This window comes from Duganella sp. GW821-FHT01E12 (genome assembly GCF_059422325.1).
This window is the reverse complement of the sequence record NZ_JBWKWR010000008.1, coordinates 207,423-232,461: the sequence shown is the minus strand read 5'-3', so window position 1 is coordinate 232,461 and position 25,039 is coordinate 207,423. Positions and strand designations below refer to the sequence as shown.

Genomic DNA, 25,039 nt, shown 5'->3' with positions numbered 1-25,039 from the left:
AAAAAAGCGGCATCCGTAGACGCCGCTTTTATTTTAACTCATCAGACGCTTCAGTCCTCGATGATCGGTTGCCCGACCATCGCATCAACCCGCTCGCGCAATTGCTTGCCCGGCTTGAAGTGGGGCACCCGTTTCTCGGGCACCATCACCTTGTCGCCCGACTTCGGATTACGTCCGATGCGCGGTGGCCGGCTGTTCAGAGCAAAACTGCCAAAACCGCGGATCTCGATGCGCTGACCGGTCGCCAGGGCGTTGGTCATCGCATCCAGAATGGTCTTGACGGCATACTCCGCATCTTTGGCCACCAGCTGAGAATAACGCTCAGCCAGGCGGTTGATCAACTCGGACTTAGTCATCGACTAGTTCTTAGTTCTTGTTATCGAACTTGGCTTTCAACAGCGCGCCCAGGCTGGTGGTGCCCGAAGCTGCGTTGTTGTCGGTCGCGGCCATCTTCTGCATGGCTTCTGCAGTTTCAGCGCTGTCTTTAGCTTTGATCGACAGTTGGATCGAACGTGCTTTGCGGTCGATGTTGATCACCAGAGCCTCGACGGAATCGCCGACTTTCAGGTGGGTGCCAGCATCTTCCACGCGGTCACGCGAGATTTCCGACGCGCGCAGGTAGCCTTCGACTTCTTCGGACAGTTGGATCACGGCGCCTTTAGGCTCAACCGATTTCACGGTGCCGGTAACCAGCGCGCCCTTGTCGTTCATGGCTGCGAAGTTGTTGAATGGGTCGCCTTCCAGTTGCTTGACGCCCAGGGAAACGCGCTCGCGCTCAACGTCGATGGCCAGAACGATGGCTTCCAGTTCGTCACCTTTCTTGAAGCGACGCACGGCTTCTTCGCCGGTTTCGGTCCAGGACAGGTCGGACAGGTGCACCAGGCCGTCGATGTTGCCGGCCAGGCCGATGAACACGCCGAAGTCGGTGATCGACTTGATCGCGCCACGGACTTTATCGCCCTTCTTGTGGGTCACGCCGAAGTCATCCCATGGGTTCGCTTTGCACTGCTTCATGCCCAGCGAAATACGGCGACGCTCTTCGTCGATTTCCAGAACCATGACTTCAACTTCGTCGCCCAGCTGGACAACTTTGTTTGGAGCGACGTTCTTGTTGGTCCAGTCCATTTCGGAAACGTGGACCAAGCCTTCGATGCCTTGTTCAACTTCAACGAACGCGCCGTAGTCGGTCAGGTTGGTGACTTTACCGAACAGACGGGTGCCTTGTGGGTAACGACGGGACAGACCGGTCCAAGGATCGTCGCCCAGTTGCTTCACGCCCAGGGACACACGGTTTTTCTCTTGATCGTACTTCAGAACCTTGGCGGTGATTTCCTGGCCAACGGTCAGCACTTCCGATGGGTGACGCACACGACGCCATGCCAGGTCGGTGATGTGCAGCAGGCCGTCGATACCGCCCAGATCCACGAACGCGCCGTAGTCGGTGATGTTCTTGACGACGCCGGTAACCACGGTGCCTTCTTTCAGGGTTTCCATCAGTTTCTGACGCTCTTCGCCCATCGAAGCTTCGATGACGGCGCGGCGGGACAGAACGACGTTGTTACGCTTGCGGTCCAGCTTGATCACTTTGAATTCGAGGGTCTTGCCTTCGAATGGGGTGGTGTCCTTGACTGGACGGGTGTCGACCAGCGAGCCCGGCAGGAAGGCGCGGATGCCGTTGGTCAGAACGGTCAGGCCGCCCTTGACTTTGCCGTTGACGGTACCGACAACGATTTCGCCCGATTCCATGGCTTTTTCCAGTGCCAGCCACGAAGCCAGACGCTTGGCCTTGTCGCGCGACAGGATGGTGTCGCCGAAACCGTTTTCGAGCGATTCGATCGCCACGGAAACGAAGTCGCCTACTTTGACTTCCAGTTCGCCGTGGTCGTTCTTGAATTCTTCAACTGGGATGAATGCTTCCGATTTCAGGCCGGCGTTGACGATCACGAAGTTGTGATCCAGACGAACGACTTCAGCCGAGATCACTTCGCCCGAACGCATGTCTTGACGCGACAGGGATTCTTCGAAGAGGGCTGCAAAACTTTCCATATTAGACATTGTAACTTCCAGGTTACCAACAAGGCTCGCGAGATGCGACTTCAGTTGGGTTAGGGTTGATAAACGCCACGGCCATCAGAGCGACCGCGACACCAGCTATTTACCGATGGCCGCATACCACTGCAACACCTGGGCGACCGCTTCGTCAGCGGTCATATTCGAGGTGTCGAGCACATGCGCCCCCTCTGCGGGGACCAGCGGCGCGATGGTCCGGTTCGTATCCCGGTCGTCCCGCGCCTGCAAATCCATCAGTAGGTCTTCCATATTAGCAGAAATTCCTTTGCCAATCAATTGCTTATAGCGGCGCTCCGCGCGCGCCGCCACACTGGCGGTCAAAAACACCTTCAGCGCGGCGTTCGGGAAGATCACCGAGCCCATGTCGCGGCCGTCCGCCACCACGCCCGGCGCCTTGCGGAAGCCCAGCTGCAGCCCCAGCAGCGCGTGGCGCACGGCGTGGAAGGTTGCTATTTTTGAAGCGGTGTTGCCCACCTCCTCCGCACGGATGGCCTCGGTGACGTTTTCGTGCGACAGGATGATGTCGCCGCCCTGGAAGCTGCATTGCAGGTGCTCGGCCAGCTTGGCCAGGGCGTGCTCGTCGTTCAGATCGGTGCCGCGGCGCAGCGCCGACAACGCGGTCAAACGGTACAGGGCGCCAGAATCCAGGTAGTGGAAGCCGAGCTTATCGGCGACGCGGTGCGCGACGGTGCCCTTGCCGGATGCGGTGGGACCGTCGATGGTGATGACTGGAATTGGGGAAGTGACCATTTTGTTTATATTGTTTATTTTGCTATGGCGGCGAATGCCGCGAAATACTCGGGGAAGGTCTTGCCCACGCACTTGGGATCGTTGATGCGCATGACGTTGCCCTTGCGGGCGGCGCCGTCCAGCGACACCAGCGAAAAGCACATCGCCATGCGGTGGTCGTCGTAGGTGTCGATGGTGGCCGGCGTGATCACGGCCGGCGGCGTGACCTTGATGTAGTCGGGCCCCTCCTCGACGATGGCGCCGACCTTGCGCAGCTCGGTCGCCATGGCGGCGATGCGGTCGGTCTCCTTGACGCGCCAGCTAGCGATGTTGCGCAGCGTGCTGGTGCCGTCGGCGTACAGCGCGGCGATGGCGATGGTCATGGCGGCGTCGGGGATGTGGTTGAAGTCGGCGTCGATGGCTTTCAACACGCCGTTCGACTTGGCCTCGATCCAGTTGTCGCCCATGGTGATCTGCACGCCCATCTGCTCCAGCGCGGCGGCGAAGCGCACGTCGCCCTGGATGCTGTCCTTGCCCACGCCTTCGACCCGCACCGGGCCGCCGGCGATGGCGCCGGCCGCCAGGAAGTAGGACGCCGACGAGGCGTCGCCCTCGACATGGATGGTGCCGGGTGACTGGTACACCTGGCCGGGCTGGATGGTGAACGACTCCCAGCCGTTCTGCTCCACCGTCACGCCGAAGCGGCGGATCAGGTTGAGCGTGATTTCGATATAGGGCTTGGAGATCAGTTCACCGACCACGTCGATGCTGATCGCGTGTTCGCGCGCCATCAGCGGCGCCACCATCAGCAGCGCGGTCAAGAACTGGCTCGACACGTCGCCCCGCACCGACAGGCGCTGCGCGTGGATCTTGCCCTGCTTGATGTGCAGCGGCGGGAAGCCGGGGTTGCCGGTGTATTCGACGTTGGTGCCTGCGGCGTTCAGGGCGTCTACCAGGTCGCCGATCGGACGCTCGTGCATGCGCGGCACGCCATGCAGCGTGTAGTCGCCGCCGATCACGGCCAGCGCGGCGGTCAGCGGACGAATGGCGGTGCCGGCGTTGCCCATGAAGAGGTCGGCCGATTTGTTCGGCAGCACGCCGGCCACGCCCTTGACGTGGTGGATGGTGCCGGTGGCGGTCTTCTCCTCGGTCCACTGCACACCCAGCGAGCGCAGGGCGGCCAGCATCACGGCCGTGTCGTCCGAGGCCAGCAGGTCGACGATGTCGACGTCGCCCTGCGACAGCGCCGACAACAGCAGGATGCGGTTGGAGATGGATTTCGAGCCCGGCAGGCGCACCGCGCCCTCGACGTGGGCGACGGTTTGAAGATCGATAAATTCGTGGTTCATACTGTTCCGTTCTATTGAGCGTCGGCCTGCGCGGCACCCGCGAACCCCGCACTGCGGCGGCCGGGGTCGGACCCCGTACGGGGTCCGACCCCATCGTCTTAGGGGTGGTGCGCGCAAGCCTCCTAGTCTGCTTTGTCCTGCGACGGCGGCGCCTCGGCCGCCTCGATCGCTGTAATCCACTGATGGCGGGCGCGCTGGGCGTTGGCGTACACGCTCTCCAGCCCTGCCCCGTCGCCGGCGGCGAGACGGGCACGCAGGCCCGTTAATTGTGCCAGATAGGCATCAAGCTCCGTCAACAACGCCGACTGGTTGGCCAGGCTGATGTCGCGCCACATTTCGGGCGACGACCCCGCGATCCTTGTGAAATCGCGGAAGCCGCTGGCCGCATACTGAAACAGTAAATCCGCATGCGGTTTGTTCGCGATGTCGTCCACCAGCGCATAGGCCAGCAAATGCGGCAGATGGCTCACGGCGGCAAACACCCTGTCATGTTCTTGCGGAGTCAAACGATGGATGATCGCATCGCAGGCGCGCCACGCGGCGGCCACGCGCTCGACATCCTGCGCCGAATTCTCATCCAGCGCCGTCAGCACCACCTTCTTGCCGACGTACAGATCGTCGATCGCCGCCTCGGGACCGTTGGTCTCGCGCCCTGCGATCGGATGGCCCGGCACGAACTGGGCGATCTTGCCGCCCAACGCGCGCCGCGCCGAGGCCACCACGTCGGACTTGGTGCTGCCCGCGTCGGTGACCACGGTGCCCGGCTGCAGATGCGGCGCCATCGCCGCCAGGATCGCCTCGGTCTGCGCCACCGGCGCGGCCAGCAGCACCAGGTCCGCGTCCCGCAGCGCCTCGGCCATCGTGCAGCCGCCACCGCCCGCATCGGCGACGCCGATCACGTCGATGATGCCCAGCTCCCGCGCGCGCTGGAGCGAGGCCGCCGAACGGCCCATGCCCACCACGCTGCCGACCGCGCCGGCCTTCTTCAGCGACCGCGCGAACGATCCGCCGATCAGGCCCACGCCAAAGATGACGACCTTGTTCAGCATTACTCCGCCAGCGCCTTGGTCAGCGCCGCGATCAGCACCGCGTTTTCCTGCGGCAGGCCGATGGAGATGCGCAGCCACTCCGGCAGGCCGTAGTTGCCGACCGGGCGCACGATCACGCCCTGCTTCAACAGCGCCAGGTTCACGCGCGCGCCGGCGCCGGCATCGTCGCCGACCTTGACCAGCACGAAATTGCCATACGACGGCACGTACTTCAAGCCCAGTTTATCGAAGGCCTCGGTGAACTGCTGATAGCCGGCGGTGTTGTTGACGGCGCTCTGCTTGAGGAAGTCCTTGTCGTTGAGCGCCGCGATGGCCGCAGCCTGCGCCAGCGAATTGACATTGAACGGCTGGCGGATGCGGTTCATCAGGTCCGTCAGCGCCGGCTGGGCGATGCCGAAGCCCACGCGCAGGCCGGCCAGGCCGTACGCCTTGGAGAAGGTGCGCGAGACCAGCAGGTTGGGATACTTCTTGACCCACTCGGCCGATTCGAACTGGTTTTCTTCGGCCAGGAATTCGTTGTAGGCCTCGTCCAGCACCACCACCACGCCGGCCGGCACCTTGTCCAGGAAGGCCTGGATCTCGGCGGCCGGGATGAAGGTGCCGGTCGGGTTGTTCGGGTTGGCGATGAAGACCAGGCGGGTGTCGTCCTCGATCGCGGCCAGCATGGCCGGCAGGTCGTGGCCATGGTCCTTGGCCGGCACCACGATGTGGCGCGCACCCACGCCCTGCGTCGCCAGCGCGTACACGGCGAACGAGTACTGCGAGTACACCACCGACTGGCCGCGCTCGACGAAGGCGTGGGCGGCGATTTCCAGGATGTCGTTGCTGCCGTTGCCCAGCGTGATCCATTCGGCCGGCACGCCGTAGCGCTTGGACAGCGCGCCCTTCAGGTCGAAACCGTTGGCGTCCGGGTAGCGGCCCAGCTCCGCGGCGGCGGCGTTCATCGCCTGCACCGCCGATGCCGGCACGCCGAACGGGTTCTCGTTCGACGCCAGCTTGACGATGGCCTCTTCATCGAGGCCGAATTCGCGCGCGACTTCCGCAATCGGTTTGCCCGCCTGGTAAGGAGCGATAGCGCGGACGTATTCGGGGCCGTAATTCTTGGACATGGTCTCTCTCAGATTCTCGTTAAAAAAATTAGTTCAGGCTGACCGGGTAGGAACCCAGCACCTTGAAGAAGGCCGCGTTGCTTTGCAGCTCCTCCAGCGCCTTGGCCACGCCTTCGTCCTGCACATGGCCTTCGACGTCGACGTAGAAATAGTATTCCCAGGTGCCGGTGCGGGCCGGGCGCGACTCGAAGCGCGTCATCGACACATTGTGCCGGGCCAGCGATCCAAGCAGGCGGTAGATGGAGCCTGCCTTGTGCGGCGCGGCCAGCGCCAGCGAGGTGCGGTCCTTGCCAGAGGGGCCGGCCCGCAGCTGGCCGATCACCGCGAAGCGGGTGCGGTTGTGCGGATCGTCCTGGATGTTGGCCTTGACCGTGCCCAGGCCGTAGCGCACGCCGGCGCGCTCGCCGGCGATGGCGGCGATGGTGTGGTCGTCGCGCGCCATCCGCGCCGCCTCGGCGTTGGACGACACGGCGCGGCGCTCGATGTCCGGGTAGTTGTTGTTCAACCAGATCTGGCACTGCGCCAGCGCCTGCGCGTGGGCGCAGATGGCGGTGATGCCGTCCATGTTGCCGGTGCCGGTCAGCAGGCTGTGGCGCACCGCCAGCGACACCTCGCCGCTGATCGACAGCGGCGTATGCAGCAGCAGGTCCAGCGTGCGGCCGATGGCGCCCTCGGTCGAATTCTCGACCGGCACCACGCCGAATTCGGCGGTGCCGGCCTCGGTGGCGCGGAACACCTCGTCGATCGACGAGCAAGGCAGCACGTCGACGGCGGTGCCGAACTGCTCGTACGCGGCCTGCTCGGTGTAGGTGCCGGCCGGCCCGAGGAAGGCGATGGTGACGCGCTTCTCCAGCGAGCGGCAGGCGGACATGATCTCGCGCCAGATGGTTTGCAGCTCGCCGTCGCCCATCGGGCCGGGATTGCGCTCGGCCACGCCGCGCAGCACCTGCGCCTCGCGCTCGGGACGGAACACGGGGGCGTTGGTTTCGGCCTTGACGTGGCCGACCTGCTGCGCCACTTTGGCGCGCTGGTTCAAGAGGTCGAGGATCTGGGCATCGATGGCGTCGATCTGCTCGCGCAAGGGTGTCAGTTTGTCAGTCATGATGAGCTTATTTTCCGGTGCGGCCTGCGAATTCGTTCAAGTAGTCTACGAGCGCTTGCACGCCCTCGATAGGCATCGCGTTGTAGATCGATGCGCGCATACCGCCGACGGACTTGTGGCCCTTCAGTTGCAGCAGCCCGCGCGCTTTGGCGCCGGCCAGGAATGCCTCATTATGACTTTCGTCCTTCAGGTAGAAAGGAACGTTCATGCGCGAACGGTTTTGTTTCGCCACGCGGGTCTGGTAAAAATCGTCGGCGTCGAGCGCCGCGTACAGCAGTTCGGCCTTGGCGATGGCGCGCTTCTCCATCTCGGCCACGCCGCCCTGCTTCTTCAGCCACTGGAACACCAGGCCGGCGATGTAGATGCCGTAGGTGGGCGGCGTGTTGTACATCGACTCGTTGTCGGCCACCAGCTTGAAGTCGAACGCCGACGGGCAGGCCGGCAGCGCCTTGCCCAGCAGGTCTTCGCGCACGATGACGATGGTCACGCCGGCAGGGCCGATGTTCTTCTGCGCGCCGGCGAAAATCAAACCGTACTTCGACACGTCGACGCGGCGCGACAGGATGTGCGAGGACATGTCGGCCACCAGCAGCACGCCTTCCTGCGGCGCCGGCACGCCGGCGTCGAAGTCGAACTCGATGCCGTCGATGGTCTCGTTGGTGCACATGTGCAGGTAGGCGGCGCCGGGCGTGAGCTTCCACTCCGACTGCGGCGGCACTTGCGTCGTCGACGAGGCGGCGATGTTCACGTTGGCGTACTTGGCGGCTTCCTTGATGGATTTGCCCGACCACGAACCGGTGTGGATGAAATCGATGGTCGCTGGCTGCGGCTTGTGGCCGACGAGGTTCAGCGGCACCAGGGCGTTCTGCGACAATCCGCCGCCCTGCATGAACAATATCTTGTAGTTGTCCGGTACTGCCAGCAGCTCGCGCAGATCGCGCTCGGCCGCCTTGTAAATCGAAATAAACTCCGGCCCGCGGTGGCTCATCTCCATGACGGACATGCCGCTGCCATGCCAGTCCAGCATCTCGGCAGCGGCTTGCGCCAGCACTTCCTTCGGCAAGACGGCGGGGCCGGCCGAAAAGTTATAGATATGAGTCACGTTGCGATCCTTATTTTTTGGCGGGTTGTTTCGGCTTCTGCTTTTGCTCCTGCTCCTGCGCCAGTTGCTGCTGCTTCTGCATCAGCGGGCCAAGGCGTCGCATCGCGATCTCCTGGCCGATCTGCATGCTCTCGGCAGTCAGCTTGGGCATGGTGGACAGCATCTTGGCGCCCACCGGCGAGCGGTAAAAGGCGGTGATCTGGTGCAGTTCATCAGCGCTATAGGTGCGGGCGTACAGCGGCACCGACGCGGCGAGGATCTCGTCGATCATGCCAGGATCGTTGATAGCGCCCTGCAAGGTGCTGATGGCGGCGGGCAGTTCGGCTTCCATCTTGGCCAGCGCCTGCTTCTTTTGTTCCGGCGTCGTGCCGGGGTTGTTCTTGATCGACGCCTCGGCGCCGGCGCGCATCGAAGTGCCGATGTTTTGCGCCATCTGCTGCATCACGCCGGTCATCAGCGAGCGCAGGTTCATCGCGTCGAACAACTCTTGGGCGGCTGCGGTAGTGGCGGCGTCGGCTTGCGCAAATGCCGGGGCGCTGATCAAGGCGAACGCGGTAACGATGCTTGCTACAATTTTTTTCATAGTCGCCTCAAAAATTCGTTCAAAAAGAAAAAGCGGGATCAGTCTTATTGTCGCATTTATCCGCGCAATAAACCTGACCCCGCTCTCCCCGGACCTGGATCCGGGGCGGTGTGTGCTAGGACTTACTCAGGTTGAGCTTCGTCTGGCTGAGCTTCGTCCGGCTTGGCATCAGGGCCCGGTTCCAGCTCGACTTCGTCGATGTCGGTCTCCACCACGCGCTGCAGGCCGGACAGCTTGGTGCCGTCTTCGACCGCGATCAGGGTCACGCCCTGGGTGGCGCGGCCCATCTCGCGGATCTCGGACACGCGGGTGCGGATCAAGACGCCGCCGGTGGTGATCAGCATGATCTCGTCGGTCGAATCGACCAGCGTCGCCGCCACCACCTTGCCGTTGCGCTCAGAGGTCTGGATCGCGATCATGCCCTTGGTGCCGCGGCCGTGGCGGGTGTACTCGATGATCGGAGTACGCTTGCCGAAGCCGTTCTCGGTGGCCGTCAGCACCGACTGCTGCTCGTTTTCCGCCACCAGCAGCGCGATCACGCGCTGGCCTTCGTCCAGGTTCATGCCGCGCACGCCGCGGGCGTTGCGGCCCATCGGACGCACGTCGTTCTCGTCGAAGCGCACCGCCTTGCCGGCGTCGGAGAACAGCATCACGTCGTGCTGGCCGTCGGTCAGCGCGGCGCCGATCAGGAAGTCGCCCTCGTCCAGGTCGACCGCGATGATGCCGGCCTTGCGTGGATTGCTGAAGTCCTTCAGCGGCGTCTTCTTCACGGTGCCCAGGCTGGTCGACATGAACACGTAGTGGTCCTCGGGGAAGGTGCGGTTATCGCCGGACAGCGGCAGGATAACGGTGATCTTCTCGTTGTCCGCCAGCGGGAACATGTTGACGATAGGCTTGCCGCGCGAGTTGCGCGAACCCTGCGGCACTTCCCACACCTTGAGCCAGTACATGCGGCCGCGGTTGGAGAAGCACAGGATGTAGTCGTGCGTGTTGGCGATGAACAGCTGGTCGATCCAGTCTTCCTCTTTGGTCGCCATGGCCTGCTTGCCGCGTCCGCCGCGCTTCTGCGCGCGGTACTCGGAGATCGGCTGCGCCTTCATGTAGCCGGTGTGCGACAGGGTCACCACCATGTCCTGCGGCGTGATCAAGTCCTCGGTGCCCAGGTCGGTCGCGTTGTGCTCGATGTTGGAGCGGCGCGGGTCCTTCTGCGGGTCGCCGAATTCGTTGACCACGTGGGTCATCTCGTCGGTGATGATGGTGGTCACGCGCTCCGGCTTGGCCAGGATGTCCAGCAGGTCGGCGATCTCGGCCATCACGTCTTTGTACTCGTTGACGATCTTGTCCTGTTCCAGGCCGGTCAGGCGTTGCAGGCGCATCTGCAGGATTTCCTGCGCCTGGTCGTCGGACAGCTTGTACATGCCGTCGGCCTGCATGCCGTAGTGCTTGGGCAGGTGCTCGGGACGGAAGGCGTCGATGCCGCCGGCGGTGGTGCCGTCGCCGGTACGGGCCAGCATCTCGCGCACCAGCGACGAATCCCAGGAACGGTCCATCAGGCCGGTCTTGGCGACCGGCGGCGTCGGCGCCGCCTTGATGATGGCGATGAAGTCGTCGATGTTGGCCAGCGCCACGGCCAGGCCTTCCAGCACGTGGCCGCGCTCGCGCGCCTTGCGCAGCTCGAACACGGTGCGGCGCGTGACCACTTCGCGGCGGTGCGACAGGAAGCAGCTCAGCATTTCCTTCAGGTTCAGCAGGCGCGGCTGGCCGTCGACCAGGGCCACCATGTTCATGCCGAAGGTGTCTTGCAGCTGGGTTTGCTTGTACAGGTTGTTCAGCACCACTTCCGGCACTTCGCCGCGCTTCAGTTCGATGACCACGCGCATGCCCGACTTGTCGGACTCGTCGCGGATGTCGGAAATGCCTTCGAGCTTCTTGTCGCGCACATTCTCGGCGATGCGTTCCAGCAGCGATTTCTTGTTGACCTGGTAGGGCAGCTCGTCGACGATGATGGCGGTGCGGCCGCCGTCCTTGCCGTATTCCTCGTAGTGGGTCTTGGCGCGCATCACCACGCGGCCGCGGCCGGTGCGGTAGCCGTCGCGCACGCCCGACACGCCGTAGATCGTGCCGCCGGTCGGGAAGTCCGGCGCCGGGATCAGTTCGATCAACTCGTCGATCGTGCACTGCGGATTGCGCAGCACGTGCAGCGCGCCGGCGATCACTTCATGCAGGTTGTGCGGCGGGATGTTGGTCGCCATGCCGACCGCGATGCCGGACGAGCCGTTGATCAGCAGGTTCGGGATGCGGGTCGGCAGCACCGTCGGCTCTTTTTCCTTGCCGTCGTAGTTGGGCTGGAAGTCGACGGTTTCCTTGTCGATGTCGGCCAGCAGCTCGGCGGAGATCTTGTCCAGGCGGCACTCGGTGTAGCGCATCGCCGCGGCGCCGTCGCCGTCGACCGAGCCGAAGTTGCCCTGGCCGTCGACCAGCATGTAGCGCAGCGAGAAGTCCTGCGCCATGCGGACCAGCGTGTCGTAGATCGACGCGTCGCCGTGCGGGTGGTACTTACCCATCGTCTCGCCCACCACACGGGCGCATTTGACGTAAGGGCGATTCCACACGTTGTTCATTTCGTGCATCGCGAACAGAACCCGGCGGTGCACCGGCTTGAGGCCGTCTCGGACGTCAGGCAAGGCGCGGCCCACGATCACGCTCATGGCGTAATCGAGGTAGCTCTTGCGCATCTCTTCTTCGAGGGAAATAGGGATTGTTTCTTTTGCGAATTGATCCATTGGCGGGTCGACTGATCTTTGACTGTGGTTTATTAAGCAATGTATGCCGCACGTACTGCATTTCTAGCGCCTCTCACTACGGACAGGCAAGCGTGCGATTTTAGCATGCGCGCACAGCAACCAGCACAATTCCGGCGCGCCGCCCGCCGCTGCGGGCCACGGCACGTTGTAACGCCATGTAATAGTCATGACACATTACTCAATTATTATCGATAATCACGTTGCAACAAAACAACATTTTGGTCGGAATCAAAAAGGACTCATGTTGTGCCCTTTTCACGCCCAAAGATAGCTTGTGGCAAAATGGATTAGAAGTTAATTGCTCGTTTCGCAATCGGGAGACAGGCGCGCCGTCCCTGCGTGGTAGAATTCGCCCCACGTATCACTACGTCGCGCAGTTTTTCTGCGGATATCACCCCCGAAAGGAAGAAAAATATGAAAAAACTGATTTCGATGTTGGCCGTATCGGCTGCATTCGCTGGCTCGGCTATTGCACAAACCGCGCCTACCGCTCCTCCGTATGCGCCTGTTACCCAGGACATCAAGGCAGCAACCCCTAAGAGCGCCTACGTGCAAGACGCACGCGGCGTGATCGCCCGCGACCCGTTCGGCCTGTGCTGGCGCACCGGCTACTGGACCCCGGCCGATGCCGTTCCAGGTTGCGATCTGCCACTGTGCGTTGAGCCAGAGAAACTGGTGGACGGCAAGTGCGTCGCTCCAGCAGCCCCGGCAGCACCGGCTCCAGTGGCGCCTACCCCGGCACCAGCACCTAAGCCAGTCGCACCAGTGCCAACCGCACAAAAAGTCAGCTTCGCAGCCGACGCGTTCTTCGACTTCGACAAAGCCGTTCTGAAACCAGAAGGCAAGGCGAAACTGGACGACGTGACCTCGAAACTGGGTTCGATCAACCTGGAAGTCATCATCGCCGTCGGCCACACCGACTCCGTTGGTAGCGATGAATACAACCAGAAGCTGTCGGTACGCCGCGCTGAAGCCGTCAAAGCCTACATCATCTCCAAAGGCGTTGAAGCTAACCGCGTGTACACCGAAGGCAAGGGCGAGAAACAGCCAGTTGCAGACAACAAGACTGCAGAAGGCCGCGCCAAGAACCGTCGCGTAGAAATCGAAGTAGTCGGCACCAGCAAGTAATTGCGCGTTCCGTGACTCGAAGCCCCGCTCCGGCGGGGTTTTTTTTTGCCCGCTGCTTTAGAATAGCGGGATTAGTCCCTATGAGCTGAACCGATGAACGCCGATCCCTTAGAACTGCAAAAATTCTCCGACCTCGCCCATCGCTGGTGGGACCCGACCTCCGAGTTCCGTCCGCTGCACGAGATCAACCCGCTGCGCCTGGAGTGGATCAACGCGCGCGCGCCGCTGGCCGGCAAGAAGGTGATCGACATCGGCTGCGGCGGCGGCATCCTGAGCGAATCGATGGCGCGCAAGGGCGCCACCGTGACCGGCATCGACCTGTCGGAAAAAGCGCTGAAGGTGGCCGACCTGCACAGCCTGGAATCGGGCGTGGCGGTGCGCTACAAGCTGATCGCCGCCGAGGAAATGGCGGCCCAGGAGCCGGGCCAGTTCGACGTCGTCACCTGCATGGAAATGCTGGAGCACGTGCCGGACCCGAGCGCCATCGTGCGCGCCGCCGCCACCCTGGTCAAGCCGGGCGGCCATGTGTTCTTCTCCACGCTCAACCGCAATCCCAAGGCCTACCTGTTCGCCATCCTGGGCGCCGAATACCTGCTGCGCATGCTGCCCAAGGGCACCCACGACTACGACAAGTTCATCACGCCGGCCGAGCTGTCGCAATACGTGCGCAGCGCCGGCCTCGACCTGCAGGGCTTCAAGGGCATGGGCTACAACCCGCTGACCAAGATTTACTCCCTGAACGACGACACCAGCGTCAACTACCTGGTCGCCACCACCCGTCCGCTGTAAAGACCGTTTATGACCCAGATCAATCCTCCGCGCGCCATCCTGTTCGACCTCGACGGCACACTGGCCGACACCGCCCCCGACCTGGCGGCCGCCGTCAACCTGCTGCGCACCGAGCGCGGCCTGGAACCGGCAGCCTACGAACTGCTGCGCCCGACCGCCTCGGCCGGCGCGCGCGGCATGATAGGCGCGGCCTTCGGCCTCAAGCCGGAGGACGAGGGCTTCATCCCGCTGCGCGACGGCTTCTTCGCCAACTACCAGGCGGCCATGGCGGTGCACAGCTCGCTGTTCCCCGGCATCGTCGAGCTGCTGGCCGGCATCGAGCAGGCCGGGCTGCAATGGGGCATCGTCACCAACAAGCCGGCGCGCTTCACCGATCCGCTGCTGCCGCAGATCGGCCTGGCGCACGCGGCCTGCGTGGTGTCGGGCGACACCACGGCGCACGCCAAGCCGCACCCGGCGCCGCTGTTCGAGGCGGCCGCCCGCCTCGGTCTGGCGCCCGAGCAGTGCTGGTACGTGGGCGACGACCTGCGCGACATCCAGGCCGGCAAGGCCGCCGCTATGCCCACCATCGCCTGCGGCTGGGGCTACTGCGGCGCGGTCGAACCGCAGGGCTGGCAGGCTGACTATCTGTTTGATAGTCCTTTGCAACTATTGGTACTGCTGCAAGAAACATTGTCCGGCAGATCCGAACTGGCCGCGTAAAATTAGCGATTTTGCATTTGATAACGCTAACTGTTGTATAGACGACTCAATGAAAACGCTACCATTTGAACAAGCACACTAATCGGTTGTTCAACCAGTTTAACTACGTATAATCGGCCCCGACTGCGTAGTATTACTTATTTCCTGCAAGCCACAAACTCGCTGAATGGGAAGGGAGACAGTCACCACTATCTCAACTTTCCTTTCAGGAGTTTTATGACTTTTCCTGAGCTGGCTGCCCCATCGTCGCAGCCTTACTCCGAGCAGTCCGAACCGGGCACGCCGCAAAGCTGGATGGTCGGCGTGGCCAATGCCAAATACCACTGGTACGACCTGGTGGCCGGCTTCCCGCAAAGCCCGGACATCCGCGATCCGATCGGCCGCTACCAGCGCCGCATGCAGTTCGAGCTGGAGGCCGCGTCTACCCAGCGCCACCTGTTCTTCGCCGTGATCCGCCCGCGCGTGCGCTTCGACATCAAGGGCGCGATCCAGTGGGGCTTCTTCTCGCTCAAGCTGACGCTGCCGCTGCTGCTGGGCGCGGACGAGGCCAGGGACAGCATCACCGTCGAGCTCAAGGTGCCGTTCGCGGCCACCATGAAGAAGCCGTCCGTGACGCTGACGCCGAACTTCGTCACCCTGAACTGGGGCGGCCTGATCGAGGCGTTCTCGGTCCACGACATCCTGCAAAACTATGCCCACGCGCTGAAGATCCCGAGCAAGGTGATTTATGTCGGCCAGACCCGCGACGACGAGGCGCGCCTGAGCAAGGGCCGCCTGCCGGCGCTGCAGCGGCTGCACGCGCAGCACAGCGAGCATTTCGACACGCTGCTGCTGGTGCAGCAACTGCAGGTCCAGGTCAGCTGTGCCGGCGGCGATCCGGCCGACGCCCCGCACAACGCCGATCCGGCGGCGGCCGACGCGCTGCAGGACGGGCGCATGGAACTGATCGAAGCGGCGCTGGTCAGCTACTTCGAGGGCGCCGGCGCGCGCAGCCGCAACGCCGAGCAGCGCACCCTGCGCGCCGCCCGCCTGTCCGCATTGCAGGCCGAGCACCAGCTGACGCAATACACCATCGACCTGCAGTACGAGGACTCCGGCCGCTACAACTACCTGTGCTCCGACCATGTGGCCAGCGCCCGCCACCACTTGCTGAGCTGCCACGTCGCCGACGGCCAGGCCATGGTCGCGTCCATGGCGCCGCCAGCGGCCGCCAAGAACGCCAGGAACGCCAGGAACGCCAAGGGCTGAGCGCCGCCAGCCGTGCGCGCATGCCGGCTGGCGTGGTGTTACATTGTGTGTAGAATTGTCACGTCTTTAACTTGCAATATGGAAATATCCGCAGGGACGTACTATACTGTGTGCAACAAATACACGAGACCCTGGAGCGCACGCCATGACGAGCGATTACAAAGCCATAATCGCTGACGAAGACGACTATCCCGATCCGTCGCCGGACGAGTTGGGCGTGGGCGCCTTGTTCGCCGAGGCGCCGGAGCCGTTCCATGACCTGCTGGCCGCGCCGGCCGAGCAGATCGACGAGCTGCTGCCGCTGATGCCGCAGCGTACCGCAGCACCGCAAACCTGGGTGGTGACGGTGGCCGACGCCAAGTTCCACTGGTACGACCTGGTGGCCGGCTTCCCGGAAATCCCCGACATCCGCGACCCGGTCGGCCGCCATCTGCGCCGCATGCAGTTCGACCTGGAGGCGACGATGGAAAAGCGGCTGATCTATTTCGCCGTCAACCGTCCGCGCGTGCGCTTCGACCCGTCGCGCAATACCAGCTGGGGCTTCTTCTCGCTCAAGCTGACGGTGCCCATCCTGGTGGGCGCCGAGGAAAAGCGCGACAGCATCACCATCGAGCTCGAAGTGCCGTTCGCGGCGACGCTGAAAAAGCCCAGCGTAGTGGTCACCGACCGCTTCATCACGCTGAACTGGGGCGGCCTGATCGAGGCGCTGTCGATCCACGACGTGCTGCAGCAATACGAAAATCCGCTGACCTTCCAGAGCAAGGTGCAGTACGTCGGCCAGACCAAGGACCCGCTCGGCCGCCTGGCCCGCGCGCGCCTGCCGGCGGTGCAGAGGGTCCACCAGCAAAACAACGAAGACAACGACATGCTGCTGCTGATCCAGCGCATGAACGTGGAAGTGATTTCCGACGACGGCGACCCGGCCGAGCTGCCCGCCAACGAGAATCCGGTGGCGGCCGACGTGCTGCTCAAAGACCGCATCGACGCCATCGAATGCGCGCTGATCCGCTATTTCGAAGGCCCGCAGATGCACGGCCGCAGCGACAAGGAAGCCGACATCCGCAAGCAGCGTGTGCTCCAGGTCAAGCAGGTCAACAACCTGGAGAGCTTCCGCATCGACCTGCGGCTGGAAGATCCGGGCAAATACCACGACCTGTATTCCAGCCACGCGCCCGTGTCGCGCAGCCACATCATCGACTGCACCATCGCCGCCGACGGCGAGGTGCTGGTCACCCGCGTGCCGGTGCCGGACAAGACCAAGCCTTAAACCGCGGCCGGCGCCTGTTCCACAGGGTGGCCGCGCTCGGGTATGTCAGATGTCACAAAAGGAGCAGCTGGCCCGTCTACGCCTGACGACCACTACTTTTTATCAGCCATGACCGATACCGCCTCCCCCGCCGAACTAGCCACCTTCGCCGCGCTGCGCCCGCGGCTGTTCGCCATCGCCTACCGCATGCTCGGCACCCGCGCCGACGCCGAGGACGTGGTGCAGGATGCCTGGCTGCGCTGGCACGGCAGCGATCGGCAGGCGGTGCAATCGGCCGAGGCCTGGCTGGTGACCGTCGCCACCCGCCTCGCCATCGACCGCCTGCGCGCGCGCATGGCCGAGCGCGCATCGTATGTCGGCTGGTGGCTGCCGGAACCCATCGTGGAACTGGACGAGCACACGCCGGAGAGCAGCGCGGAGCTGGCGAGCGAAGTATCGATGGCCTTCCTGTGGGTGCTGGAGCGCCTGTCGCCGGAGGAACGCGCGGCCTTCCTGATGCGGCAGGTGTTCGACCACGATTACGCCGATATCGCGGGCATGCTGGGCAAGAGCGAATCGGCCTGCCGGCAGATGGTGCATCGCGCGCAGGAGCGGGTGCAGCAGCAGAAGCCGCGCTTCGAGGTGCCGAAGGAGCAGCACCGCGAGCTGCTGGTGCGCTTCATGGAGGCGGCCAAGGTCGGCGACCGCGCGGCCATGAAGGCAATGATGGACGGCGACGTGCAGCTGGTGGCCGACGGCGGCGGCAAGGTCCGGGCCTTCACCCACATCCTGCACGGCGCGGGACGCGTGGCCGGCATCTACTGGGCACTGGAAAACGAGAACCCGAACCGCGTGGTCTATCGCCCGGCGCGGGTCAACGGCACGCCGGGACTGGTGCGCTATGTGGACGGCAAGCTCGAATCGGCGCAGTCGTTCCAGGTGGAGGATGGCCGCATCGTGGCGATCTTCGTCATGCGCAATCCCGACAAGCTGACCGCGCTGCCGCAATTTATTTGAGTTTTTTTCGGCGGGCTGTCACAGAACGCGAAGCCTGGGCGTCTTGAAGGTATGGAGGGCGCAATGGTGCGCCCCCGCAGACCGAAAGGCACTCATCATGAACCACTCCCCACGCATTCCATTCTTCCAACTGGCGCAAACCCAGCTGCACGCCATGATCGCGATGTCCGGCACCATCAAGAAAAGCTCGCTGGGCGCGCGCCTGGTGGAGCTGATCAACCTGCGCGTGTCGCAGATCAACGGCTGCGGCGTGTGCATCGACATGCACTGGCGCGACCTGATCAAGCAGGAGGCCGATCCGCGCCACCTGAACGCCATCGCCGGCTGGCGCGAGGCGCCGTTCTTCAGCGAGCGCGAACGCGCGGCCCTGAACTGGGCCGAGGCGGTCAATGCGATCCCGCACCGTCATCCCAGCGACGACGATTTCGCGCTGCTGCAGCAGCATTTCACCGACAACGAAATCGCCGAGATGAGCTACTCGATCGCCGTGATCAAGGGTTGGAACAGCATCAACGCCAGCCTGCGCAACCAGATCCCGGAAGTGCCGGCGCCCGGCATGTAATCAGGCCTTGAGGACTTGTGCGACCACGGCGCAGACGTGGTCGACGTCTTCCGGCGTCATCGCCGCGTGCAGCGGCAGGGTGACGGTTTCGCGCGCGATGCGCTCGGCGATGGGGAACTGGCCGTCGGTGTAGCCGAAGCCGCGGCCGACGGTGGTCAGGTGGCAGGCTTCGTACGACATGCCGGTGCCGACGCCCTGCTCCTGCAAGGCGGCGCGGAAGCTCTTGCGCGTGAGGCCAAACTGCTGGTACGGGATCAGCACATTGAACATGTTCCAGCTCTGGCGCGGCACGCCTCGCGGCGGCAGCACCACGCCGGGCAGCGGCGGGAATTTTTCGAAGTAGCGTTCGACCAGCGCGGCGCGTTGTTCCAGGAAGCGCGGCAGCTGCTTGAGCTGATGGACGCCGATTACCGCCGACACATCGGACATGTTGAATTTACCTGCAGCCATGGCGACGTCGCGCGTGTCGTCCGGCAGGCGCCGGATGCCGTGGAAGCGCAGCAGGTCCACCAGTTTGGCCTCGTCCTCGCTGGCGACGACGATGGCGCCGCCTTCGATGGTGGTCATGTTTTTGTTCGGGTGGAAGCTGAAGACGGCGATGTCGCCGAAGCCGCCCACCGGCTGGTCTTTCCAGTACGAGCCTTGTACCAGCGCGGCGTCTTCGATCACGCGCAGCTGGTGGCGCTTGGCCAGCGCGTACAAGGCGTCGATGTCGCCGAGCGCGCCGGGGAAGTGGGTCGGCATGATGGCCTTGGTGCGCGGCGTGATGGCCGCTTCCACTTGCGCCAGGTCGATGGCGCGGGTGTGCAGCTCGCAGTCGACGAACACCGGCGTGGCGCCGGCCTTGACGATCATGTTCATCGCGGAGAAGAAGCTTTGTGCGGAGGTGATCACCTCGTCGCCGGGACCGATGCCGCACACTTGCAGCGCGATCTCCATCGCGCCCGTGGCCGACGTCAGCACGCGCGCCGGGCGCCCGCTGAAGCTCTCCGACAGGGCGCGCTCCAGTTCCGTCACATTGGGTCCGGTGGCGATCCAGTTGGAGCGCAGCACGGCGGCTACGGCCTGGATCGTCTCTTCATCGAGTTGGGGTTGGGCGAATTTGAGCATGCGGGAATTCTACCAGCACCGCGCAGTATCATCCCCGCCTTTGCTCTACAAAGCCGCTTCCAGCTCGGCGAGCTTTTTCTCAAGCATAGTCCGCTCCCTCGGGACGCTGATTTTTGGCAGCAGCTGACGCAGGGCCAGTGCATTTGCTTTGGTCAGCGCCTTGTCCGACGCGACGGCAACATCAGGTTTAACGCCAGTCCCTTCCCAATCGCCTTTTGTGATCAGGTTGATCGAGCGTCCCACCGGTATCCCGGCGACCAGGTTCGGGGCGATACGGAACGGTTGGACCGGATGCGCGCCGCCTCCGGTTGTTTCACCAACCACAGTGATGCGCTTGATGGCTTGGAGGTTGTACGTGAAGTCTTCGGCCGCTGAGAAAGTCTCACCGCTGGTCAACACATAGACAGGCTTGTCGACGCCAAAGCGCGCTCCGGGAACGGTTGGATCGCTCCAGAAAGAACGGGTTTCATTCTCAGGCCGGAAATAGATGTCCGACAGATGAACCTTCTTATCGCCAAGCAGGTAACTCGCCACATGCGCCACCATGTGCGGGTCGCCGCCCCGGTTTTCGCGCAGGTCGATGATCATCGCGTTGCCATTGGCCGCCAGATTCATGGCGGCTGTAGCGGCTGCCCTGCCGATATCCGCTTCAAAGAACCCGTTGAACTTGACGTACATGATATTGCCGGGCAGGCGTTCTACCTTTTCAAAGGAGAAGTTCAGGTATTGCCCCACTTCGGTCATGCGCTGCTTAACCTCGGCAGGCACGGGCTGGCTGAGAGAGGGACGAGGACGATCAGGTGGCGCATTGGGGATGTAGCGGATGCTCAGGTGTTTGTCCGGGTGGGCAGCCTGGATATGGGTCGTCAGCAAGCCCGCGAATTCCGCATCCGTCGCAACCTTCTCGTAGTCGCCCTTGAGTAAATGATCGCGGACGGCGGCGGCCATCTTGCTGCCCTCGTCAGCGTAAACATATTTGTCGGACAGGCGTTGGGCCAACAGGTCTACAGCGGCGGTCTTGTCCGCCGCGCTCAACGTCTGCGACCGTTCTTGCGCGCCGGCGGTGGGAAGGGCGATGACGCTGAGGATCAAGACTGCTGCGGGAAGGAGGTGTCGCATGAGGATTGGGCTCCATAAAATGAATAAATCACAAGGTGCAAACGCAGCTTCGCCAGTCCAGCTACATCTGGCGGAACTGCCTGGTAAAAGCTTCACTAACAGCCAAGCGCTCGGTTCGGCCTCGGAGGATCACCTCCAGGCCGGCGCCGCCGCGCACCCCGTTTTCACTGCGCTCGATCCGGTCGACAGCCTGGAGGTTGACGATGGCGCTGCGGTGGATTTGCGCGAACAGCTGCGGGTCCAATTGTTCGAGCAGGGACTTGATAGGCAGCCGGATCAGCGCGTCGCCTTTCTCCGTCACCACCCGTGTGTACTTTTCGTCCGACTGGAAATACAGCACTTCGCTCACCATCACCAGCCGCACCGTATTGCCGCTCGAAGCCTTGATCCACTTGAGGTAGACCGGCGCGCTCTCCTGCTCGAACAGCTTTTCCCACACGGCCGGCGGCGGGCTGGCGGCCGCGCGCGACTTCAGGCGGCGGATCGTCTGCAGCAGGCGCGCGCTCGTCAAAGGCTTGACCAGGTAGTCGGACGCGCCGGCATCGAAAGCGGCCAGCGCATAGTCCGCGTAAGCCGTCACGAACACCACCTGGCAGGACTCGGGGATATGGCGCGCCACCTCCATGCCGTTCAGGCCGGGCATCTGGATGTCCAGGAACACGATGTCCGGTTTGAGCGCATCGATGCCCGCCAGCGCGTCGATGCCGTTTGCGGCCTGGCCGGCGATCTCCAGCTCGGGCCACAGGAGGCGCAGCTGGTCCGTCAGTTCCGCCCGCAACAGAGGCTCGTCTTCGACGATCAGGGCGCGCGGCATCAGGCGTACTCTCCTGCCACCGGCACCGTCAGCACGGCGCGCACGCCTTGTCCGTCGCCGGGCTCCACGACCAGGCTGGCCTCGCGCCCGTACAGCAGCAGCAGGCGCTCGGTGATATTCGCCAGCCCCGTGCCCTGCCCGGCCTGTTCGGTCAAGCCGACGCCGTCGTCGAGCACGGTCACGCTCAGCTGCTGGCCTTCCGCCTTGGCGCTGATGGTGATCAGGCCCGGCCGGCTGGCCCGCTCCAGCCCGTGCTTGACGGCGTTTTCCACCAGCGAGATCAGCATCGCCGGCGGGAACGGCAGGCTGCGCAATTCGTCGTCCAGGTCGACTGCGAAACGCAGGCGCACGCCCATGCGGATGCGCATCACCGCCAGGTAGTCGCTGACCAGATCCATTTCCCGTCCCAGGGTCGAGGACACCGAGCGCATATCCGGCAGCGCGTTCTGCAGGTAGCCGACCAGGTGGTCGAGCATGTCCTGCGCGGCCTGCTGGTTGGTGCGGATCAGGTACTTCAGATTGGCCAGGGTATTGAACAGGAAGTGCGGCTCGACCTGGGCCTGCAAGGCCGACAGGCGCGCCTGCAGCGAGGTGCGTTCCAGCTCGCGTTCACGGCGGGCCGCGTCCAGTGCGCTTGCATGGCGCGCGAGGTACTGGCGCAGCTGGACGCACACCATCTCGGCGGCCTTCAACGACTCGCCCTGCTGGATCGCGAACCAGGCCAGGCCCGGGCGGCAGCGCAGCTCGATGTGGCAGCTGGGCCCCAGATCGGGCGATACCCGCACCTCGACATGGCGCCCCAGCGCCAGCGGACGCCAGCGGGCCAGCACGATGCGGCCCTTGAACGGGTCGTGGAAGAACGCCGGCGGGCCGGAGTAGCCCAGCGCCGTGCCGAGCGCGAGTCCCGACAAGCATTCGGTGCACAGGTCGAAGGTGGTGTAGGGATTGAACGGCGCATCGATGCGGCGCGTCACCGAGGATGCCATCTGCTCGGCACACAGCGCCTTGCCCTCCTCGCCCAGCCGGGCAAGAAAGCTGCGGGCGATCCCGCTCGACATCAGCGCGAACCAGGCCATCACCACCAGCACGCCACCGCCGACCATGTACGGATTCAGCTTGCGGGCCGCCAGTTCGCCCGGCGCGGCCGTGCCGAGGTTCAGCCAGAGCGGCATCAGCGCGACCGCCAGCGACAGGAACAGCAGCGAGCCGGCGTTGAAGCGCAGCGCCGATTGCAGCAGGTAGCGGCGCACCAGGCGGCGGTCGTGCCTGACTTCCGGTACGGGAGGAGCGTTGAAGGGCAGAAATCCGGAAGAGCTCATGACATTCCTCGTGTTGAATTTGCAACGCCATTCTAGCGGCTCCGGTGAGCCTGTCTTCCCCCATGCGACGAATGCCCGCAAATCGGAGAGGAATCCGGCGCCGGCGGGATGAATGCCGCACCGAGGATGGACTCGGCGTTCTTGTCCTGAACTTGGGCCTGCAGCTGGTTTCTTTGCAGCGGCGCTACATGCAGCTCAGACCTGCGGTCGCTGTATGAAACTGAGCCGACCAGGCTCTCTGCCGTGATCAACTGAGCGGGAGCCCAGCCTCCCAATGAATCACGACTCATCCACCACACTTGGGAACACAATCAGCCAGAGCGATTTTTTCGCGAGTCGATTTGCGCAGTTTGGCGCTGCGCCAACGCGAGCCTATAAAAAAAACCCGGCGCTCGCGCGGCGGGTCTTTGTGATCCAAGAGACGGCAACTCAGCGCCTTTCTCTTTCTTCTTTTTCTCGTTCTTCCCGTTCAGCCAATCGATTTTCTTTGGCACGATTCCCTTTCTCAATCAATTCTTGAGCTCGACTTACTTGCTCCTCGGTCATCAGATGACGTTTTTCATTCAGATGTTTTTCAGCATGATCACCAGCGACTTCTGGGACTCTCTTGATTGCCTCAGAGCCGATCTCAACGGCGGCCATTCCTGCATTAGCTACAGATTTCCCCAGCAATTTTGCGGTCGCCGCCAATTTATCACCTGCACTGCCATATGAAAAACTATCGCGAGCCTCGTTAAAAGCCTCTTTCAATTTAAAATATGGCAGCTTCATATCATCTCTTTTCTACTTTTTTCAGATTAAAATCATAACCTGGTTTATCTTTGCGACCTTGGCCTTCTGCAATCTGGATCGCGGTCGATTCGCTTTCGCACTCGGCGGTCTTTGAATAAGATGCGGAACTCGAACCTTTCCGCATTTCGTAGTGAACCACGTATTTCGCCATAAAACCTCCAATGAAAAATAACCCTAGAGCACGCAACCGTTCCAAATAATATCAAATTGCCGGCAGGGAAAAATCACACTTTGTCACAACATATTGCAATTGTCGCTTCAAGAACGGTTTCGGTAGCTTCAGGCTAAAAGCTGCAGACAAAAAACCGCTGACGAATCAACGGCTTTCGGATTTTCAATGGCGGCTGTATCGGAGCGAAGAGCGCGTCCAACCGTTTTGCGCCCCCTCAAATACCCCGTCAAAATCGAAGGTCAAAGCCAATGAAGCAGCGGTACCCTTCGCTTGGGCCCTGCCTTGATTCCATCAATGAATAGGTAAACGTCGATTGCCGTACAACCTCCGAAATCCGGCAGTTCTAGAAATATCACGATTTGGAGCGCAGCGATTTAGTGTAATATTCGAAAGTATTTGTGTGGAAACACTGAAGAAACATTCGACGAACGAGTGTTCCTTGCATACCAGCGTGACTCATAGGCCGCAAGCTTTACATCACCTCGGATACACATTATTTTGCCTAATTTTTAGGAGCCCTTCTCCAATAGGGGGGGGGCGTCAGAGGCGCCGCCTAAGTTCTGGAGATATTTCAATGAATTTTTTGAAGATTACGATGATTGCCGCTTTGTTTGCTGCCGCGCCCACACGTGCCACCGATTTGACTGGGCCTCAGAATAATGCCGTTAGATCGGCAAAGCAGTATCTTAATATGCAAGGGTTCTCACGGAATGGACTTATTCAACAGCTCTCTTCGGATGCCGGGAGTGGTTACAAGATTGCCGATGCTACGGTAGCAGTGGACAGCCTGAACATTGACTGGAATCAAGAGGCGGTGAGGTCTGCGAAGCAGTATCTCAGTATGATGGGCTTCTCCTGCAAAGGCCTCATTCAGCAACTTTCCTCAAGTGCGGGAAGTGGCTACACCGTGAACCAAGCAACTTACGGGGCGAAACAGGCGGGAGCTTGCTAAAAGTTGTTGCAGCAAAGCGTTTCATCGCTCCGATGAAAAATGCAGTATCTGAATGTTAGCAAAGTTCTACGTGGAATTTGATGCTGAGAGGAAAAAAATCGCCTTCGGCGATTTTCCTGATCAGACGAATCGGAGAGGGTTGCGCTTGCAAGCGCAACCCGCTTCGCGCGGT

The 25,039-nt window shown here is 62.6% G+C and carries 24 protein-coding genes; 8 read left to right on the top strand and 16 right to left on the bottom strand.

Features of this window, described 5'->3' with window-relative positions; translation table 11 throughout:
- Window positions 1-50: 50 nt before the first annotated feature.
- The 10 genes from AC07WS_RS22075 to gyrA all read right to left on the bottom strand — a co-directional run bounded on the left by AC07WS_RS22075 (window position 51) and on the right by gyrA (window position 11,876).
- Window positions 51-356 carry an integration host factor subunit beta gene (locus AC07WS_RS22075; protein WP_008446215.1) on the bottom strand — a complete coding sequence of 102 codons (306 nt, stop codon included), beginning with the start codon at window positions 354-356 and terminating at the stop codon, window positions 51-53.
- 10 nt (window positions 357-366) lie between these two features.
- The gene (gene rpsA, locus AC07WS_RS22070; protein WP_043479897.1) at window positions 367-2,046 is read right to left on the bottom strand and encodes a 30S ribosomal protein S1; all 1,680 of its coding nucleotides are present in this window, start codon (window positions 2,044-2,046) and stop codon (window positions 367-369) included.
- A 105-nt stretch (window positions 2,047-2,151) separates the two neighbouring features.
- Window positions 2,152-2,820 carry a (d)CMP kinase gene (gene cmk, locus AC07WS_RS22065; RefSeq protein ID WP_161097403.1) on the bottom strand — a complete coding sequence of 223 codons (669 nt, stop codon included), beginning with the start codon at window positions 2,818-2,820 and terminating at the stop codon, window positions 2,152-2,154.
- Between the two features lie 14 nt (window positions 2,821-2,834).
- Window positions 2,835-4,148, bottom strand: a complete 1,314-nt coding sequence (aroA, locus tag AC07WS_RS22060) for a 3-phosphoshikimate 1-carboxyvinyltransferase (RefSeq protein ID WP_494731151.1) — start codon at window positions 4,146-4,148, stop codon at window positions 2,835-2,837.
- A gap of 122 nt (window positions 4,149-4,270) precedes the next feature.
- Window positions 4,271-5,197, bottom strand: coding sequence for a prephenate dehydrogenase (locus AC07WS_RS22055; protein WP_494731150.1), 927 nt, complete (start codon window positions 5,195-5,197; stop codon window positions 4,271-4,273).
- Window positions 5,197-6,306: a histidinol-phosphate transaminase gene (gene hisC / locus AC07WS_RS22050; protein ID WP_494731149.1), complete on the bottom strand. Its 1,110-nt coding sequence runs from the start codon at window positions 6,304-6,306 to the stop codon at window positions 5,197-5,199. Before hisC ends, AC07WS_RS22055 begins: the two co-directional genes overlap by 1 nt.
- Window positions 6,307-6,334: 28 nt before the next feature.
- Entirely contained in the window at window positions 6,335-7,408 is a 1,074-nt protein-coding gene (gene pheA, locus AC07WS_RS22045; protein ID WP_494731148.1) for a prephenate dehydratase, read from the bottom strand.
- 7 nt (window positions 7,409-7,415) lie between these two features.
- Window positions 7,416-8,510, bottom strand: a complete 1,095-nt coding sequence (gene serC, locus AC07WS_RS22040; RefSeq protein ID WP_494731147.1) for a 3-phosphoserine/phosphohydroxythreonine transaminase — start codon at window positions 8,508-8,510, stop codon at window positions 7,416-7,418.
- A gap of 10 nt (window positions 8,511-8,520) precedes the next feature.
- Complete coding sequence (locus AC07WS_RS22035; protein ID WP_494731146.1) at window positions 8,521-9,093, bottom strand: DUF2059 domain-containing protein; 573 nt, start codon at window positions 9,091-9,093, stop codon at window positions 8,521-8,523.
- Window positions 9,094-9,215: 122 nt separating this feature from the next.
- The gene (gene gyrA, locus AC07WS_RS22030) at window positions 9,216-11,876 is read right to left on the bottom strand and encodes a DNA gyrase subunit A (RefSeq protein WP_494731145.1); all 2,661 of its coding nucleotides are present in this window, start codon (window positions 11,874-11,876) and stop codon (window positions 9,216-9,218) included.
- A 435-nt stretch (window positions 11,877-12,311) separates the two neighbouring features.
- Between gyrA and ompA the strand changes: the two genes are divergently transcribed.
- The 7 genes from ompA (at window position 12,312) to AC07WS_RS21995 (ending at window position 18,589) form a co-directional block, all read left to right on the top strand.
- Complete coding sequence (gene ompA, locus AC07WS_RS22025; RefSeq protein WP_486064858.1) at window positions 12,312-13,025, top strand: outer membrane protein OmpA; 714 nt, start codon at window positions 12,312-12,314, stop codon at window positions 13,023-13,025.
- Window positions 13,026-13,118: 93 nt separating this feature from the next.
- Entirely contained in the window at window positions 13,119-13,814 is a 696-nt protein-coding gene (gene ubiG / locus AC07WS_RS22020) for a bifunctional 2-polyprenyl-6-hydroxyphenol methylase/3-demethylubiquinol 3-O-methyltransferase UbiG (RefSeq protein ID WP_494731144.1), read from the top strand.
- 9 nt (window positions 13,815-13,823) lie between these two features.
- Window positions 13,824-14,516: an HAD-IA family hydrolase gene (locus AC07WS_RS22015; protein ID WP_494731143.1), complete on the top strand. Its 693-nt coding sequence runs from the start codon at window positions 13,824-13,826 to the stop codon at window positions 14,514-14,516.
- 216 nt (window positions 14,517-14,732) lie between these two features.
- Complete coding sequence (locus AC07WS_RS22010; protein WP_494731142.1) at window positions 14,733-15,764, top strand: hypothetical protein; 1,032 nt, start codon at window positions 14,733-14,735, stop codon at window positions 15,762-15,764.
- A 145-nt stretch (window positions 15,765-15,909) separates the two neighbouring features.
- Window positions 15,910-17,031: a hypothetical protein gene (locus AC07WS_RS22005; protein ID WP_494731141.1), complete on the top strand. Its 1,122-nt coding sequence runs from the start codon at window positions 15,910-15,912 to the stop codon at window positions 17,029-17,031.
- Window positions 17,032-17,139: 108 nt separating this feature from the next.
- Window positions 17,140-18,027 (top strand): RNA polymerase sigma-70 factor, encoded by an 888-nt coding sequence (locus AC07WS_RS22000; RefSeq protein WP_494731140.1) that lies wholly within the window; start codon window positions 17,140-17,142, stop codon window positions 18,025-18,027.
- Window positions 18,028-18,124: 97 nt separating this feature from the next.
- On the top strand, window positions 18,125-18,589 hold the full coding sequence (locus tag AC07WS_RS21995) for a carboxymuconolactone decarboxylase family protein (RefSeq protein WP_494731139.1): 465 nt from the start codon (window positions 18,125-18,127) through the stop codon (window positions 18,587-18,589).
- Here AC07WS_RS21995 and AC07WS_RS21990 read toward each other — a convergent pair whose 3' ends face one another.
- From AC07WS_RS21990 to AC07WS_RS21965, 6 genes are all read right to left on the bottom strand, one after another.
- Entirely contained in the window at window positions 18,590-19,699 is a 1,110-nt protein-coding gene (locus AC07WS_RS21990) for a DegT/DnrJ/EryC1/StrS family aminotransferase (protein WP_494731138.1), read from the bottom strand.
- A 45-nt stretch (window positions 19,700-19,744) separates the two neighbouring features.
- The gene (locus tag AC07WS_RS21985; RefSeq protein ID WP_494731137.1) at window positions 19,745-20,791 is read right to left on the bottom strand and encodes a S41 family peptidase; all 1,047 of its coding nucleotides are present in this window, start codon (window positions 20,789-20,791) and stop codon (window positions 19,745-19,747) included.
- An 88-nt stretch (window positions 20,792-20,879) separates the two neighbouring features.
- The gene (locus AC07WS_RS21980; RefSeq protein WP_494731136.1) at window positions 20,880-21,632 is read right to left on the bottom strand and encodes a LytR/AlgR family response regulator transcription factor; all 753 of its coding nucleotides are present in this window, start codon (window positions 21,630-21,632) and stop codon (window positions 20,880-20,882) included.
- A complete protein-coding gene (locus AC07WS_RS21975; RefSeq protein ID WP_494731135.1) occupies window positions 21,632-22,951 on the bottom strand; it encodes a sensor histidine kinase in 1,320 nt (439 codons plus the stop codon). Before AC07WS_RS21975 ends, AC07WS_RS21980 begins: the two co-directional genes overlap by 1 nt.
- A 429-nt stretch (window positions 22,952-23,380) precedes the next feature.
- Complete coding sequence (locus tag AC07WS_RS21970) at window positions 23,381-23,722, bottom strand: hypothetical protein (RefSeq protein ID WP_494731134.1); 342 nt, start codon at window positions 23,720-23,722, stop codon at window positions 23,381-23,383.
- 1 nt (window position 23,723) lies between these two features.
- Window positions 23,724-23,894: a hypothetical protein gene (locus AC07WS_RS21965; protein ID WP_494731133.1), complete on the bottom strand. Its 171-nt coding sequence runs from the start codon at window positions 23,892-23,894 to the stop codon at window positions 23,724-23,726.
- Window positions 23,895-24,489: 595 nt separating this feature from the next.
- On the opposite strand from AC07WS_RS21965, the gene AC07WS_RS21960 reads away from it, so the two are divergent.
- Window positions 24,490-24,867 carry an Ltp family lipoprotein gene (locus AC07WS_RS21960; RefSeq protein ID WP_494731132.1) on the top strand — a complete coding sequence of 126 codons (378 nt, stop codon included), beginning with the start codon at window positions 24,490-24,492 and terminating at the stop codon, window positions 24,865-24,867.
- Window positions 24,868-25,039 lie beyond the last annotated feature (172 nt).

What these genes read in the sequence shown, in the direction of transcription:
- AC07WS_RS22075 (WP_008446215.1), bottom strand. Translation starts at nt 356, where the DNA reads ATGACTAAGTCCGAGTTGATCAACCGCCTGGCTGAGCGTTATTCTCAG.
- rpsA (WP_043479897.1), bottom strand. Translation starts at nt 2,046, where the DNA reads ATGGAAAGTTTTGCAGCCCTCTTCGAAGAATCCCTGTCGCGTCAAGAC.
- cmk (WP_161097403.1), bottom strand. Translation starts at nt 2,820, where the DNA reads ATGGTCACTTCCCCAATTCCAGTCATCACCATCGACGGTCCCACCGCA.
- aroA (WP_494731151.1), bottom strand. Translation starts at nt 4,148, where the DNA reads ATGAACCACGAATTTATCGATCTTCAAACCGTCGCCCACGTCGAGGGC.
- AC07WS_RS22055 (WP_494731150.1), bottom strand. Translation starts at nt 5,197, where the DNA reads ATGCTGAACAAGGTCGTCATCTTTGGCGTGGGCCTGATCGGCGGATCG.
- hisC (WP_494731149.1), bottom strand. Translation starts at nt 6,306, where the DNA reads ATGTCCAAGAATTACGGCCCCGAATACGTCCGCGCTATCGCTCCTTAC.
- pheA (WP_494731148.1), bottom strand. Translation starts at nt 7,408, where the DNA reads ATGACTGACAAACTGACACCCTTGCGCGAGCAGATCGACGCCATCGAT.
- AC07WS_RS22035 (WP_494731146.1), bottom strand. Translation starts at nt 9,093, where the DNA reads ATGAAAAAAATTGTAGCAAGCATCGTTACCGCGTTCGCCTTGATCAGC.
- gyrA (WP_494731145.1), bottom strand. Translation starts at nt 11,876, where the DNA reads ATGGATCAATTCGCAAAAGAAACAATCCCTATTTCCCTCGAAGAAGAG.
- ompA (WP_486064858.1), top strand. Translation starts at nt 12,312, where the DNA reads ATGAAAAAACTGATTTCGATGTTGGCCGTATCGGCTGCATTCGCTGGC.
- ubiG (WP_494731144.1), top strand. Translation starts at nt 13,119, where the DNA reads ATGAACGCCGATCCCTTAGAACTGCAAAAATTCTCCGACCTCGCCCAT.
- AC07WS_RS22015 (WP_494731143.1), top strand. Translation starts at nt 13,824, where the DNA reads ATGACCCAGATCAATCCTCCGCGCGCCATCCTGTTCGACCTCGACGGC.
- AC07WS_RS22010 (WP_494731142.1), top strand. Translation starts at nt 14,733, where the DNA reads ATGACTTTTCCTGAGCTGGCTGCCCCATCGTCGCAGCCTTACTCCGAG.
- AC07WS_RS22005 (WP_494731141.1), top strand. Translation starts at nt 15,910, where the DNA reads ATGACGAGCGATTACAAAGCCATAATCGCTGACGAAGACGACTATCCC.
- AC07WS_RS22000 (WP_494731140.1), top strand. Translation starts at nt 17,140, where the DNA reads ATGACCGATACCGCCTCCCCCGCCGAACTAGCCACCTTCGCCGCGCTG.
- AC07WS_RS21995 (WP_494731139.1), top strand. Translation starts at nt 18,125, where the DNA reads ATGAACCACTCCCCACGCATTCCATTCTTCCAACTGGCGCAAACCCAG.
- AC07WS_RS21990 (WP_494731138.1), bottom strand. Translation starts at nt 19,699, where the DNA reads ATGCTCAAATTCGCCCAACCCCAACTCGATGAAGAGACGATCCAGGCC.
- AC07WS_RS21980 (WP_494731136.1), bottom strand. Translation starts at nt 21,632, where the DNA reads ATGCCGCGCGCCCTGATCGTCGAAGACGAGCCTCTGTTGCGGGCGGAA.
- AC07WS_RS21975 (WP_494731135.1), bottom strand. Translation starts at nt 22,951, where the DNA reads ATGAGCTCTTCCGGATTTCTGCCCTTCAACGCTCCTCCCGTACCGGAA.
- AC07WS_RS21970 (WP_494731134.1), bottom strand. Translation starts at nt 23,722, where the DNA reads ATGAAGCTGCCATATTTTAAATTGAAAGAGGCTTTTAACGAGGCTCGC.
- AC07WS_RS21965 (WP_494731133.1), bottom strand. Translation starts at nt 23,894, where the DNA reads ATGGCGAAATACGTGGTTCACTACGAAATGCGGAAAGGTTCGAGTTCC.
- AC07WS_RS21960 (WP_494731132.1), top strand. Translation starts at nt 24,490, where the DNA reads ATGAATTTTTTGAAGATTACGATGATTGCCGCTTTGTTTGCTGCCGCG.